Raw genomic sequence first — 14,241 nt, forward strand, 5'->3', positions numbered from 1 at the left:
ATGCACTAAAACGCGGGGCGATTCGTTCTTCGGAATGAATCGCCCCCTTTTAACCCCACCTCGCAATGCCCAAAGTAAAACCGCACCGTACCTCGCCGTCGCTTGATATGACGCCGATGGTGGACCTGGCTTTCTTGCTGGTGACATTCTTCATGCTCACCACCAAGTTTGCCCCCGAAGAGACTGTGGTGGTGGACACGCCGTCATCGACTTCGGAGCTTAAATTGCCCGAGAACAACGTTATTACGCTGACCGTCGACGCTAAGAAGCGGGTCTTCTTTGGTGTTGACGCTCCGCAAACCAAGATTCAGGCATTGCAGAAAGTAGGCGCTAAGTATGGCGTAAACTTCACCGCAGCCCAGGCCAAAGAATTCAGCAACCTGCCCAACTTTGGCCTGCCAATCAGCCAGCTGGGCTCTTACCTGAACATGGCCAAGGAAGACCGCAAGCAGGTAAATGCCCAGCAACCCGGTGTTCCGCTCGACTCGCTCAACAACCAGCTTATTGACTGGGTGCTGGCGGCTCGCACGGCCAACCAGGCCATCTTCCACAAGCCTACCTACATCGCCATCAAAGGCGACGGTAACGCTGATGTACCCACGGTGCAGCAGGTTATAAAGGTGTTGCAGGAGAAGGATATCAACCGCTTCAACCTCATTACGGACATGGAAAACAAGCCCGTAGCTGCTGCCAAGTAATATTGGTTGCTCTTACTGCTTCATTTTCTACTCTCCTCACTTAACTAAATCCCATGGCAGAAATTCAAGGCAAAGCCGACTCCGGTGGAAAAGGTGGGAAGAAGCGGGCCAAGAAAATGTCGACCAAAATCGACATGACCCCAATGGTGGACTTGGCCTTCCTCCTGCTCACCTTCTTCATGCTGACCACCACCTTCGCCAAGCCCAACGTGATGCAGCTCACGATGCCGGTGAAGAAAACTGACGATGTGGAGGACACGAAAATCAAGGCTTCGCAGGCCATGACCATCATCCTCGGCAAAGACAACAAGGCGTATTACTACTTCGGCCTGAATACGCCTAACGACAAAACCGTAGCCAAGCCTGAGTTGAAGGTGACGAACTTTGCTGCCAATGGCATTCGGCAGGTCCTGCTGGACCGCCAGCGCCAGAAGCCGGAGCCCATCATCCTCATCAAAGCGACCGAAGACGCCAAGTATAAAAACATGGTGGACATTCTGGACGAGATGAACATCACGAACCAGAAGAAATACGCGCTGGTGAAGGTACCCAAAGACGACCTGGACCTTATTAAAGATTCCGCCCTATGATGGACAATGCGCAAATTGCCAAGGCCAGCTTAAACGACATCGTTTTTGAAGGCCGTAATAAGGCATACGGTGCTTATGTACTGCGTCGCTTGTATCAGCGGCACGTTACCCGGGCACTGATTATCGCTACGTCGGTATTCGCGCTCCTCGTGTTTTTCCCGCTTATAGCTCAGTATCTGAAAGACAAGATGCCGAAGGAAGCGCCGAAGAACCTCAAGGAGAACGTACTGATGGACGCTCCGCCTCTTGATGAGACGAAGCCCCCGCCCCCCCCTCCTCCCCCCGAGGCTCCGCCGCCCCCTCCACCCAAGCTTACTACCATCAAATTCACCCCTCCGGTGGTGAAAAAGGATGAGGAAGTGAAGAAGGAAGAAGTACCGGACCAGGAAGAGCTGAAGGATAAGACGGTGGCTACCGTAACCGTAAAAGGTAACACGGATGCTCCCGACCTTTCCGAACTCTCCGGTACCGGCGACAAAGTGGTTGAAGAAGTAGTTGAGAACAAAGTCTACACCTATGTAGAACAGATGCCTCAGCTGCCCGGTGGTGGTGGCAACGCTGCTATCGTGAATGCCATCCAGAAAGCGGTGAAATACCCCCCGCTGGCGCTTCGCAACCAGGTTGAAGGTCGCATCTTCGTTAGCTTTACGGTGAACCCGCAGGGCGACGTTTCGGATGTGAAAGTGGTAAAAGGCCTGGGTTCGGGCCTTGACGAGGAAACGATTCGGGCGGTGAAAACCCTGCCCAAGTTTATCCCTGGCAAGCAGAACGGTCGGGCAGTAAGCGTTTCGTTTACCGTTCCGATTACCTTCAAAATTCAATAGGCTTTTATTCGGAGCTAATCTGAATTAATAAAAACCCTGGATTGAGCTTTATGGCTCGATTCAGGGTTTTTTATTGCACATAGGCTTAATGGCGCTTGGAGGAAATACTCTTTTCCAGATACTGGTAAATTGCATAAGCCGTTATATGGCTTCTAATAAAAGCATAGGCATCTGGGTTTGATAGATTCACTCATGAAACCAAAGCGAATAGTAGCCCGAATTCGTTAAAGACATAAAAGCACAGGCCTCTATGAAAAGCAGCTATTTTTCAGCTTTTTTGCAAACCGGTTCAAATGCGTCATTCTAAATAGCTGAACCTTTACCCACCTTTTCCGGGTTTATTATATATTCATTCCTGAATTTTCCTGTTTATGCTCAACCTACCTACTACCGAGGAGCGGCTCGGGAAGTCGCCCCAGCGGCTGGTGCGTTACTTTGTGCTCCTGATGGCCTTGGTTTACATGGGGCTCGGGGTGTGGCTCTGGTGGTCGGCCAATAGCCCTTCTGCTGGGGGTATAATTCAACTAGGCCCTGTTGCCCGACGGGTTCTGGGCTCCGTTTTTATCCTTTATGGACTGCTTCGCTTTAGCCGGGGCTACCAAGCACATTTTCGCAAACAACCAACTTCTGACTCTGACGATAATGATTAAGCGCGCTCACTTTTTGACTGCTGGCGTTACGGTGCTGGCCGGAGCTATTGCCATTGCTTCTTGCAACGGTCCAGGCTCGCCGGGAGCCCAGGATACCCCTACCAGCGGTAACGTTGCGGTGAGTGTCGATGAAACGTTTGCGCCTATTCTGCAAGCTCAGATAGATACGTTTGCCAAGCTCTACCCGAATGCTCATGTTAAGATGAGCTTTCAGCCGGAAGAGAAGGTGTTGCTGGACCTTATCAACGACAAGGTGAAGCTCGCCGTGGTATCGCGGGAGTTGAATGCAGAAGAGCAGGCCGACTTTGCCAAGCAAACCATTGTGCCACGCACCACGCGCATTGGCATCGATGGCCTGGCCATTATCCTTAATCGCAGCAATCCGGATTCGTTGCTGACAGTGGCGCAGCTAGCGGATATTTTTACGGGCAAAACCAGCAACTGGAGCCAGGTGAGCGGCAAAAAGGGGCTGGCAGCCATTAACGTAGTATTCGATGCGAACCGGAGCAGCACGACCCGTTTCGTACGCGACTCGGTGACGCATGGAGCCGCGCTTACCAATCGGGCTTTTGCGGCCTCATCGAACCCAGCCTTGCTCGATTATGTTGCAACCCACCCCAGCGCGATTGGGGTGGTGGGCGTGAACTGGATTTCGGACCGGGACGACCCCACCGCTATGAAGTTTGCTAACAAGGTGCGGGTGGCCAGCATCACGTCCCGTCCCAATCCCAAACCGAACGACTACATTCAGCCTTACCAGGTGTATCTGGCGGAAAAGACGCCTGAGCAACTGGCTCAGGACCCGGACTTGCAGAATTACCCGCTCCGGCGCAACCTTTACGTCATCAGCCGAGAAGCGCGGGCAGGATTAGGCACAGGGTTTGCATCTTTCGTGGCAGGCAAAAACGGACAACTGATTTTTCAGAAGTCGGGGTTATTACCGGCTCAGATGCAGGCCCGAATTATTACCACGCCTAAACTGTAAACACGCTTTTCGCGTACCAATTTCTCATTGCTTTTTCATCCTTTTTCTTCTCCTATGAGTTTCAAGCCCTGGAAACAGCCGCTGCTCGCTGCCGTTGCGATGGTAGCAGGTACTACGGCGGCCACCGCCCAAAACGTGCAAACCGCCCAACGCGATATTGAACTGGGCCGGTATAACGAAGCCCGCGCCATTTTGCGCCCCGGCTCTACGCCCGAAACTGCTTTCGAGCTGGGCCGCCTGTACCAGATGCGTGACATGCCGGATTCGGCTGCGTTCTTCTTTAATAAAGCTGCTGGCTCCACCCCTTTTGGTCAGGTAGCTGCTGGCCGTGCTTTGCTGGCCAAAGGCCAAGTTGCTCCGGCTGAAGCGCAGTTTGATGCTGCTGCCAAGGCCACGAAGAACAAAGACACCAAGGTGCTCACCATGATAGCACAAGCGTATGGTGAGTCTGACGGTAAAAACACTGGCAAAGCTCAAACATACCTGGATGCTGCTCAGGCCGCTTTCAAAAAAGATGACCCGGCGCTGATGGTAGCTCGTGGCGACGTGTTTCTGCACTCTGACCAGGGCGGTGGCGAAGCCATGACCAGCTTTGACCGAGCCATTGCAGCCAACCCCAGCTACGCGCAGGCTTACTACAAAAAAGGCGCTTTGAGCGTGCGTTCGCGCAACTTCAACGCGGCTCGAGAGAGCCTGAACAAGGCCGTAGAGCTTGACCCCAGCTACGCTCCGGCTTACCGGGAACTGGCTGATATGTACTACTACGCCGGCCAATATGACCTGGCTCTGAGCAGCTTTAAAAAGTATCAGGATTTGGCAGAACGTTCGTCAACCACTGACGCGCAGTATGCCTCGTTCCTGTACCTGACCAAGAAATACCCAGAAGCGCTTACGGAGGTAAACAAGGTGTTGCAGAGCGACCCGAACAACCTGACCATGAACCGTCTGAAGCCGTACCTGTTGTATGAAACCGGTGACTTCGCGGGTGCCAGCGCGGCCATGGACACATACATGAAAGTCGCTCCTGCCGACAAAATAATTTCGGAGGACTTGGCTTACAAGTATAAAATCATGAGCAAAACCGGCAAGGGTACCGAAGCCATTGCCGGCATCAGCGAAATCATTAAGAAAGACCCAAGCAAGGCTTGTGACTTCCAGAATGACTTGGCTGCTATCTATGCCAACCAGAAGGACTACAAAGGTGCTGCCCGCGTTTACAGCTACAAGCTGACCAATTGCAAAGGCGACCTGACCGACCAGTTCCGCCTGGCTACCGCCCTCACTGGCGACAAGCAGTACACCCGTGCCGACAGCGTTTACAACATCATCCTGACGGCGAAGCCTACGTATGGCCCTGGCTACCTGGCCCGCGCCAAGGTGAACTCGTACCTCGACCCCGAAGCCAAACAAGGCTTGGCCAAGCCGTACTATGAGAAATACATTGAGCTTTCGAAGGCTGAAGGTGCTGACCCTTCCAAGTTCAAAGAGGGCGTAGTAGAAGCCAATGGCTACTTGGGCGTGTATAGCTTCCAAAAGGGCGACAAAGCTGCTGCCAAAGGCTACTTCGAGCAAGTATTGGCTATGGACCCGGAGAACGCAGGTGCTAAGAACAACATCAAGATTCTCAGTGCTCCGACCAAGGCCACCAAGACTACTACCACGAAAACCGCAACAAAAACTACGGTTAAGAAGAAGTAATTGCTTCGGTAGTGATTGTAAAAAGGCCCCTTCGCAGCTGCGGAGGGGCCTTTTTTTATAGCCAAGGATGGTGTTTAGCTGGCCCAGGCCCGCCATTTTTCCAGTACGGCAGCAAAATCCTCTGGTAACTCGGCTTCAAACAGGAGTTGCTCACCGGAAGTAGGATGCACAAAGCCCAGGGAGCGGGCGTGCAATGCCTGGCGCGGCATCAACTGGAAAGCATTTTCTACAAATGCTCGATAAGCGCCATTGTTTTGGCCCACACGGATGCGGTCGCCGCCATAGGTTGCGTCCGAGAATAAAGGGTGGCCGAGGTACTGCATGTGAACGCGAATCTGGTGGGTGCGGCCAGTTTCCAACACGCAGCGCACCAGTGTCACCGGGCCGAAGCTTTCCAGCACCTCATAATGCGTTACGGCGGGCTTGCCTTGCTCGCCGCCGGGATAGACGGCCTGCACCTTGCGGTCGCGTACGCTGCGGCCGATATGGCCGGTAATGGTGCCTGTAGGGCCGGGTGGATTTCCCCACACCAAGGCCAGGTAGCTGCGCTGAATAGTATGATGGAAAAACTGCAATGACAGATGCGTCATGGCAAACTCAGTTTTGCCAATCACCAGCAAGCCTGAAGTATCCTTGTCGATGCGGTGCACCAGTCCGGGGCGGATTTCTCCGTTGCGGCCCGTGGGCAGGTTAGCAAGGTGATGTGCCAGTCCATTCACCAGCGTGCCCTGCCAATGTCCATAAGCCGGGTGCACTACCAAGCCAGCTGGCTTATTTACAATGAGCAGTTCTGCATCTTCATAGCGAATATCGAGGGGCATTTCTTCAGGTAATACCTTCCCCTCCCGGGGCGGCTCGGGCAACGTGACAGTGATAACATCTTGTGGCTTCACCCGGTAATTGGGCTTCACCGGTACCCCATTCACCTCCACGGCCTGCGCCCGGATGGCTTCCTGCACCTTATTGCGCGAAGTGTTGCGCAGCCGGTTGTGCAGGAATTTATCAATCCGCAGCATTTCCTGGCCGCGGTCTACTACAATGCGGTGATGTTCATAAAGCTCATCACCGCCTTCTTCGTCAGCTTCACTGTCGAGCAGCTCATCCGCATCAAATTCGTCGTCTATCATTTCCCAAAGCAGTGGTATATGAAAAAAGCCGGAGCGAGTGCTCCGGCTTTTTTGGCAGGCGGCGGTTGCCGCTTACTTCTTGGTCTTGGTCTTGGTCTTGTTCACACCAGGCGCCACCGGAGCGGTGGTAGCTGGCGAGGCCGGGCCCGATTTGATGGGAGCCTGAGCACCGGGTGTAATGCCCATTTTCTTCAGCACGAGGTCCGAAATGTCGCCGTCCTTAGGCGCGTGCAACAGCAGCGGGCTGCCACCACCATCGGAGTTGAAAACGTAGGTGAAACCGTTCTCGTCAGCCACGAGGTCGATGTTCTTTTGCAGTTTGTCTAGAGCGGGCTTCAGCAGCGTCTGCTGCTTCTGCTGCAACGACTGCTCGGCCGTGCGCTGGAACTCTTGAATGGATTGCTGCAAGCGCTGCAGTTCCTTTTCGGTGTCGGCCTTCACTACCTCCGTCATGGTGCCGGATTTCTGCTGGTAGTCCTTCACTTTGGTTTCAAACTCGGAGCTTTTGCTTTTCAGCTGAGCGGCAAGCTGGTCGTTGTAGGTTTTGAGTTCCGACTCAATCTGCTTGCTTTCGGTCATCTGGGATAACACGTACTGAACATCGGTGTAACCAATTTTCAGGGGGGCCTGGGCCTGCGCGGAAGTGGCAGCCAGGGTTCCGGCGGTCAGCAGAGCGGCGGCGAGCGTCAGACGAAAGATTTTCACGAGATTCATCAAAAGGAAAAAGGGTCAGAAAAATATTGGGGCAAAGGTAATTACTTCTTATTAGTCGGACGCGCTGGCTTGGTTACCGGCTTGGTACCAGGCGCAGCGTCGGGCGTACCCGAGTCCGATTCAAAGTTAGGGTCTACCGGTGTTTTGGGTGGGGCTACTGTTTTAACGGCGCCTTTGGGACCGGGCTGGTTGCGGTCTTCGGCGCCGAGGCCCAACTCTTCGAGCACAAATTCGGTGTAATCGTGTGCCGGATTGGTGTAGAGCATGGTTAGGTCGCCGGATTTATCGAAAACCACGGCCAGCGACTTCTTCTTGGCCACCTTTTCCACCGCCTCAAACACCTTGTCCTGCACCGGCTTGTTCAGCTCTTGGCGCTTCTTAAACAATTGGCCTTCGTAGCCAAACTGTTTATTACGGTAAGCTTTCAACTCCTGCTCCTTGAGCAGAATTTCATCCTGCCGCTTTTTCTTCATGGCCTCCGTCAGCACCACTTCCTCGTTCTGGTAGTTCCGATGGAGCTTGTCGAGGTCTTTTTGCAGGGTTTCTATCTCCTTCTGCCAGGTGTCAGACAGCAGGTTCAACTCCTGTTGAGCCTTGGCGTATTCCGGCATTTTGGCCATGATAAACTCCGAATCGACCCAGCCAAACTTTTGAGCGTGGGCTTCCGGGGCAATAATCAGCAACAATAAGGCCAGTAGCAGGCCACCAAAATTCTTCATACAGGAGGAAACGTGAAACTCCGCTTGCTAGTGCCTTGCTAGCGAATTTGCTGACCGATGATGAAGTGGAAATGGTTGGGGTCCTGTTTGGTGCCGGCGGCCGTGCCCACGGGCGGAATCACGCTGTCGAACCCGTGGCCGAAATCGAAGCCCAGCAGACCAAAGGCCGACATGAAGATGCGGGCCCCCACCCCGGCCGACCGGTACAGCTTATAAGGGTTGTAGTTCTGGTACGAATCAAAGGCATTACCGGCTTCGGCAAAGCCCAGCACGTACACCGTAGCAGCCGGGTTGAGGCTGACGGGGTAGCGCATTTCTAGCACGTATTTGTTGAAGGCAATGCCACCGGCTTGGTTGGCCTGCGCCGTCGGTATGGCGAAGGCCGCATTGGGGTCGTCGTAGCCGCGCAGGCCCACATAGTCGGTACCCACCAGGTAGTTGCCGCCGCCATTGTAGCCCAGGCCCGCGCCGCCCATTTTGAACCGCTCAAAAGGCCCGATTTGACGGTTTGAGTTGTACGTTCCCAGGTAGCCAAAGTGGGCCCGGGTATTCAGCACTAGCTTGCCCACAATCGGGGTAAACCACGAAGCGTCGAACATCCACTTGTGGAATTCAATCCACTGATTGTTGCTGGGATGGTCCGGATTAATCAGCGAATACGGCGGCGTCAGGTTCACGCTCAGGCTCAGCGACGAGCCCCGACGGGTGTAAGTCGGGTTGTCGATGCTGTTGCGGGCCAGCGTAGTGTTCAGGGTAATGTTATTGAACGTCCCCGTAGCAGCTCCAGCAATAACCGCGTAGTTCTGCGTCTGGTATTGACTGTACGACAGCGAGTTGCTGAGCGTAAAGTAGTCATCCGGCACGCGCAGCTGGCGGCCTAGGCCCACGGTGGCACTGTTCACCTTGATAAACTGGTCCGAAGCTGCATCCAACGCCGCACCGGTGCGTTGAACGCTGTGGTTCAGGCTGAACGAGAACGAGTTAGGCCGACGGCCGCCCAGCCACGGCTCGGTGAATGACAGCGAGTAAGCCTGGTATTGCAGACCATTGGCCTGCACGTTGAGCGACAGGCGCTGGCCATCGCCGGCGGGTACGGGCGTCCAGTTGCGCAGCGTACCGGCTTTGCGCAGCGAGAAGTTGTTGAAAACCAAGCCTACCGTGCCGATAAAGCCGGCGTAACCACCCCAACCGCCCGACAGCGTTACCTGGTCCGAAGGCTTCTCGACTACCGTGTAATTGATGTCAACCGTGCCATCGGCCTGATTTGGGATGGGATTAATGCCAATTTTTTCCGGGTCAAAATAGCCCAAAGTGGCAATTTCCCGCTGTGAGCGGATGAGCAGTTCCCGGTTGAATTTGTCGCCGGGCAGCGTGCGCAGCGTGCGGCGCAGCACGTGGTCGCTGGTTTTGGTATTGCCCGAGATGTTGATGTCCTTGATATGAGCCTGCACGCCTTCGTTCAGGCGCATCTCAATGTCAATCGAGTCGCCTTCAACTTTGGTTTCCACCGGGTCGATGGTGAAGAACAAGTAGCCGTCGTTGAGATACAGCGAAGAGATATCCTGCCCGGTTGGGTTGTAGTTCAGGCGCTTATCCAGTATTTCCTTGCTGTAAGTGCTACCGGGTTTGATGCCCAGCACGTTGGCCAGTGTTTTATCGTCGTAGAGGTAGTTGCCGTTCCACGTAATGTGGCGGAAGTAGTACTTGGGTCCTTCGTCCACGGTAATGCGCAGGGCCAGGCCTTTTTCGTCGCGCGTCAGCGTATCACTCACAATGGCGGCATCGCGGTAGCCTTCAGCGTTGTAAAACTCCAGCAGCTTCTTCTTATCCTCCTCGTACTCGCTACGCTGAAACTTGCCAGCAGTCAGGAACTTATAGGGTTTCCGCTCCTTGGTTTTCTTAAGCTTTCCTTTCAGCTTCCGGTCGGTAAATGCTTTATTTCCTTCGAAGGCAATTTCATGGATGCGCACTTTCGAACCCTTATCCACGTCGATGCGCAAAGCCACACTGTTCGATAAGCTCGAATCGGCAACCTGCACAATGTTCACCTTGGTATCGAGGTAGCCTTTATTTACGAAGAACTTGCGCACTTGCGTCCGTGCATTGTTCATCAGGGCATCCGTTACCACCTTGCCCCGAATCAGCGTAATCTTCTTGGTCAGGTCCTCGGTTTGCCCTTTTTTGATACCCGTAAAGGTGAATTTCGACAAGCGTGGCCGCTCCTTCAGGTTATAATCAAGGAAAATCTTGTTGCCTTCGATACGGGCTACCGTCACGCTTATGTCGCCGAGAATTCCCTGGGCCCACAGCTTGCGAATGGATTTGCCAATCTCCTCCCCCGGAACGCTGATAGGGTCGCCTACACGCAGGCCAGTCAGGCCAATCAAAGTATTGGGGTCGAGGTAACGGGCACCGCTAATGGTGATGCCCCCCAACTCATACTTTTTGGGCTCGTCGGCTCCAGGTTGCTGTGCCTGCGCGTGTATTGGCTGAGCTACCAAGCCTGCCAACACAGCCACCACAAGCGCACACTTGATAAAAAAATTACGCACAATAAACATTACAAAGATTTAAGATACAGTGATTTGCTCACTGGTTTTACCAAACCGCCGCTCCCGGCGCTGATAAGCCCGAATGGCCTCCTGGAAATGCTCCTTCCGAAAATCCGGCCATAGCAAATCGGTGATGTACAACTCGGTATATGCCAGCTGCCACAGCAAAAAATTACTAATTCGCTGTTCGCCACTGGTTCGGATAAGTAGTTCCGGGTCCGGCATTTTAGCCGTCACCAGGTAGCTCGCTACTATAGCTTCGGTCACTTGGCTGGGCTGGAGTTTGCCGGTAGCCACATCGTCAGCCATGCGCTTAGCAGCTTGGGTAAGGTCCCAGCGACCACTGTAGCTCAAGGCCAGCACCAGCGTCATGCGGCTGCCGTCTTTGGTCAGCTCCATTGCTTCGGCGAGCTCACGTTGGCAAGTTTTGGGCAATGTGGTTAGGTCGCCAATGGCCTCCAGACGAATGCTATTCTTCAGCAGCGTGGCCGTTTCCTGCCTGATAGTATGCACCAGTAGCTGCATCAACGCCATTACTTCCAGCGCCGGACGATTCCAGTTCTCTGTCGAAAAAGCGTACAGCGTCAGATATCGCACGCCTAATTCGGCCGCCTCCTCCACGGTTTCACGCACAGCTGTGATGGCGCTTTGGTGACCAAAGACGCGCAAGCCGCCTCGCTGCTTAGCCCACCGCCCATTGCCATCCATGATGACGGCAACGTGAGCGGGAATATTTTGAGTATCAATTTCGGCCTTGCCGGTCATCTTTGCGGTTTCGCTAAAAGAGCCCGCAAGTTACGGAAATGGTTGCATTTAGCAGCCGAATGCCAACAATGCCCTTCCTCTATTCTCCTCTTTCAGTTATACCTGTACCGGTTGCCAGAGTATAGCTAACTATTACTTTAACAGCTTCTTATTCTTCTTGTATTGGTTGGGGCAGCGGATTTTATAGAATGTATAGGATAAACTGACCCCACTATAATAATACCAATCCTGGTCATGAATATTTACCAGAAGCGGGTCTTGGGTACTTAAATGGTCGAGTTGGTCCGTAAATGTCTTGCGCACCCCCACTTCAAGTCCCAGATTCAGGTGTTCCGAAAGGGCATATTTTATGCCAGCCCCTGCCGGAATAGCCAACCCTAACATGCTGCCCTTTTGGTTAAAGCTTGCCTGTAGAAGGGGATTATTTGAAACCGTAGTGGTATTGGCGTAAAACCCTGCCAAGCCAGCGAACAGATATGGCGTGAAATGCACCTTATCGGTTCGATAATGGTAGTCCAGGAAATTGTATTCCACCACCGCTGATGCTTCGAACACGCTGCCTTTGGTATTGGCCTGCCGATAGGCCTGGAGCGGAGGCACTCCTCCATTCACGCCGGTCACGTTGTCGTCGGCTCCGCGCAGGAAGCCGGCCGTGAAACCGCCCCGCAATGTGATGGGCACCGACACATCCTTACGATAAAAGGCAGTGAAGGCGGGCCGGCTATTTTGCAGCTGAAAATCGGGTGATACTTCGCCCCTGTAATTGGTAGCACCAATACCAATACCTATTTCGCTGGTGTTCTGAGCATTAGCAGAACCACAAAAAAACGTACTCCCCGCCTGCACAAAGCAAGCGAGGAGTACGTTTTTGAAACCTGAATTCGTCATTTAGTAATTGCTGACTCGGAAAAAGAAACCTAAGCCAGCAGTCGCTGGCTAGCGGAATTTGGGGTTCTTGATACGGGGCGTCAAGATGTAGTTCAACGTTACACCTGTTACGATGTACCAGTCAGTTTTATTGCCCGTGTCACCACGTGCCTCGCCGGGATTAGTGAATCCGTTGAAAGTACCAGTGCCATCTTTCAAGCTCTTGGTGATGCCGCGGCCGAAATAGGCCGATGCGTCAGTAGTCAGCTTGGAAGGGTCAGCGTATTTGCCTCCCACGTCATCGAGGTAATCGGTGAACGTTTTGCGCCAGCCAATTTCCAAGCTGGCATCGAAGTTACGGTTGATACGGTAGCGGATACCGCCGCCGAATGGAATCGAAAACTGCGTCTTGCCATATGCAGTTGCCTGACCTTCGGTTCTCAAGGGCTGGAGGTCAACATAATTGCCCGTCCGGCTATCAAGACCTTGGGGATTGTGATAGAAGCCTGCTACACCGGCAAACACATAAGGAACAAAGTCCGGGCGCTTGAGGTAGTTGTTGCGGTTTTCGATAAGGTCAATAATAGCAACTGCCGAAGCTTCCAGAACATCGTTCCGGAAATTCATATTGCGATTGTTGCGGAAGCGAGCATCCGGGTCTTGGTCGTTGGCAAACGAGTCATCGCCCGAGATACGACCGTAGGACAAGCCGAAGCGGCCCGACAAACGTGGGTAGAAGCGACGGGTGATGGAAACGCCAGCACCAACCCGCGTAGCGCCCAAACGCAAGCTAGTGAAGCTAGTTACGGGCGTCAAATCCCCGAAATAGTTCATAGCATTCAGGCTGAAGCCTATGGAGTTGTATTGCTTCCGCTTGCTGAACTGCTGGGCATCCGCCTCCGGTGTTGCCACCAAGGCCAGCCCGAGCACGACGGCCGTAGAATACGTGAAAATATTTTTCATAAGGCAACTAAAATGATGATACTAGGTTCGGCGGGTAAGATGCAGTGCAGAGAGCGCACAGTTTCAGACGGTGACAAAAGTAGGGGTAATCGGGAACTAAAAAAAGTTTCGACAATTTTTTCAACAAAAAACTCTGTTTTCAAACCTGGATGCCGGCAGGGTTTCGGCGGTCGAGGCCCCAATTGAGTTTGCTGCGCAAGGTACTGAGGAAGTTAACGTGGTTAAGTTTTACTAGACGAGCATTGAAAGCTTCTCGGCGAACGGCAATCTGAACGGACGCTTCGACGGGCAGAGAGCGGGAATCGAGCGCCAGCATGTAGCTGGAGCTACGACCTTCTATTTCGAAGGAAATAACACTCTGGTCGGACACCACCAAGGGGCGCACATTCAGATTGTGGGGGCATACGGGAGCGATGATAAAATTGTTTGTCTGGGGCAGCATTACCGGGCCGCCGCAGCTCAGGGAGTAGCCGGTGGAACCGGTGGGCGTGGCTACCACGAGGCCATCGGCCCAGTAGGAATTCAGGTATTCGCCGTCAATATAGGTATGCACGACAATCATGGAAGATGTGTCGCGCTTGAGGACGCTGAACTCGTTGAGGCCAAAATTGAGGCTACCGAAGACGTCGGGGTCGGTATCGACGCGAATCAGGCTGCGCTCTTCGATGGTGAAATGGCCTTTGAAAAGTGCATCAATGGCCTGAGTGATGCGGTCGGGGGTTATGGTGGCGAGGAAGCCCAAGCGGCCGGTGTGGATGCCGAGAATGGGAATCTGGAGGCTGCCAACGTAGGTGACGGTGTCGAGCAGGGTGCCATCGCCGCCAATGCTGAGCACGAACTGGACGCCGCGCAGGGAATCGCCGCGGTGGAACTCGGTGGTGCCTGCGGGCAGGCGCAAGCGGTTGTCGAGGAAGGTGCGAAAGGCTTCGCCAATGCGGACCTCGGCCCGGCGGGCGGCCAAATCGTCGAGCAGGGCCTGAATGGCCGGGGCGGCTTCGTCGTCGAAAGGCTTACCGAAAATGGCGATTTTCATGCGGAGGAGCGAGCGGATTACGTAATGCGGCGGCGGGCTTACGTAACAAATAAATA

The 14,241-nt window shown here is 53.8% G+C and carries 13 protein-coding genes; 5 read left to right on the top strand and 8 right to left on the bottom strand.

The window, feature by feature from the left end; genetic code table 11:
- Positions 1–65 precede the first annotated feature (65 nt).
- The 5 genes from I7X13_RS14160 (at position 66) to I7X13_RS14180 (ending at position 5,445) form a co-directional block, all read left to right on the top strand.
- Positions 66–698, top strand: coding sequence for an ExbD/TolR family protein (locus I7X13_RS14160; protein WP_198069142.1), 633 nt, complete (start codon positions 66–68; stop codon positions 696–698).
- Between the two features lie 53 nt (positions 699–751).
- A complete protein-coding gene (locus I7X13_RS14165; RefSeq protein ID WP_198069143.1) occupies positions 752–1,288 on the top strand; it encodes an ExbD/TolR family protein in 537 nt (178 codons plus the stop codon).
- On the top strand, positions 1,285–2,112 hold the full coding sequence (locus I7X13_RS14170; protein WP_211532026.1) for an energy transducer TonB: 828 nt from the start codon (positions 1,285–1,287) through the stop codon (positions 2,110–2,112). The genes I7X13_RS14165 and I7X13_RS14170 overlap by 4 nt, the downstream gene beginning before the upstream one ends.
- A gap of 642 nt (positions 2,113–2,754) precedes the next feature.
- A complete protein-coding gene (locus I7X13_RS14175; protein WP_198075998.1) occupies positions 2,755–3,747 on the top strand; it encodes a PstS family phosphate ABC transporter substrate-binding protein in 993 nt (330 codons plus the stop codon).
- 54 nt (positions 3,748–3,801) lie between these two features.
- Positions 3,802–5,445 (top strand): tetratricopeptide repeat protein, encoded by a 1,644-nt coding sequence (locus I7X13_RS14180; RefSeq protein ID WP_198069145.1) that lies wholly within the window; start codon positions 3,802–3,804, stop codon positions 5,443–5,445.
- Between the two features lie 74 nt (positions 5,446–5,519).
- Here I7X13_RS14180 and I7X13_RS14185 read toward each other — a convergent pair whose 3' ends face one another.
- The 8 genes from I7X13_RS14185 to I7X13_RS14220 all read right to left on the bottom strand — a co-directional run bounded on the left by I7X13_RS14185 (position 5,520) and on the right by I7X13_RS14220 (position 14,185).
- Positions 5,520–6,572: an RluA family pseudouridine synthase gene (locus tag I7X13_RS14185; protein WP_198075999.1), complete on the bottom strand. Its 1,053-nt coding sequence runs from the start codon at positions 6,570–6,572 to the stop codon at positions 5,520–5,522.
- A gap of 72 nt (positions 6,573–6,644) precedes the next feature.
- Positions 6,645–7,286 (bottom strand): OmpH family outer membrane protein, encoded by a 642-nt coding sequence (locus tag I7X13_RS14190; protein WP_198069147.1) that lies wholly within the window; start codon positions 7,284–7,286, stop codon positions 6,645–6,647.
- A gap of 41 nt (positions 7,287–7,327) precedes the next feature.
- Positions 7,328–8,005: an OmpH family outer membrane protein gene (locus I7X13_RS14195; protein ID WP_198069148.1), complete on the bottom strand. Its 678-nt coding sequence runs from the start codon at positions 8,003–8,005 to the stop codon at positions 7,328–7,330.
- 38 nt (positions 8,006–8,043) lie between these two features.
- Entirely contained in the window at positions 8,044–10,566 is a 2,523-nt protein-coding gene (bamA, locus tag I7X13_RS14200; RefSeq protein ID WP_198076000.1) for an outer membrane protein assembly factor BamA, read from the bottom strand.
- A 9-nt stretch (positions 10,567–10,575) separates the two neighbouring features.
- The gene (locus I7X13_RS14205) at positions 10,576–11,322 is read right to left on the bottom strand and encodes an isoprenyl transferase (RefSeq protein ID WP_198076001.1); all 747 of its coding nucleotides are present in this window, start codon (positions 11,320–11,322) and stop codon (positions 10,576–10,578) included.
- A 132-nt stretch (positions 11,323–11,454) separates the two neighbouring features.
- Positions 11,455–12,210 (bottom strand): type IX secretion system protein PorG, encoded by a 756-nt coding sequence (gene porG, locus I7X13_RS14210; protein WP_198069150.1) that lies wholly within the window; start codon positions 12,208–12,210, stop codon positions 11,455–11,457.
- A 48-nt stretch (positions 12,211–12,258) separates the two neighbouring features.
- Positions 12,259–13,152: a DUF6089 family protein gene (locus I7X13_RS14215; RefSeq protein WP_198069151.1), complete on the bottom strand. Its 894-nt coding sequence runs from the start codon at positions 13,150–13,152 to the stop codon at positions 12,259–12,261.
- 139 nt (positions 13,153–13,291) lie between these two features.
- Complete coding sequence (locus I7X13_RS14220; RefSeq protein ID WP_198069152.1) at positions 13,292–14,185, bottom strand: NAD kinase; 894 nt, start codon at positions 14,183–14,185, stop codon at positions 13,292–13,294.
- Between the last annotated feature and the right edge of the window lie 56 nt (positions 14,186–14,241).

Origin of the sequence: Hymenobacter negativus, from assembly GCF_016056375.1 — a bacterium.
Lineage (GTDB): Bacteria > Bacteroidota > Bacteroidia > Cytophagales > Hymenobacteraceae > Hymenobacter > Hymenobacter negativus_A.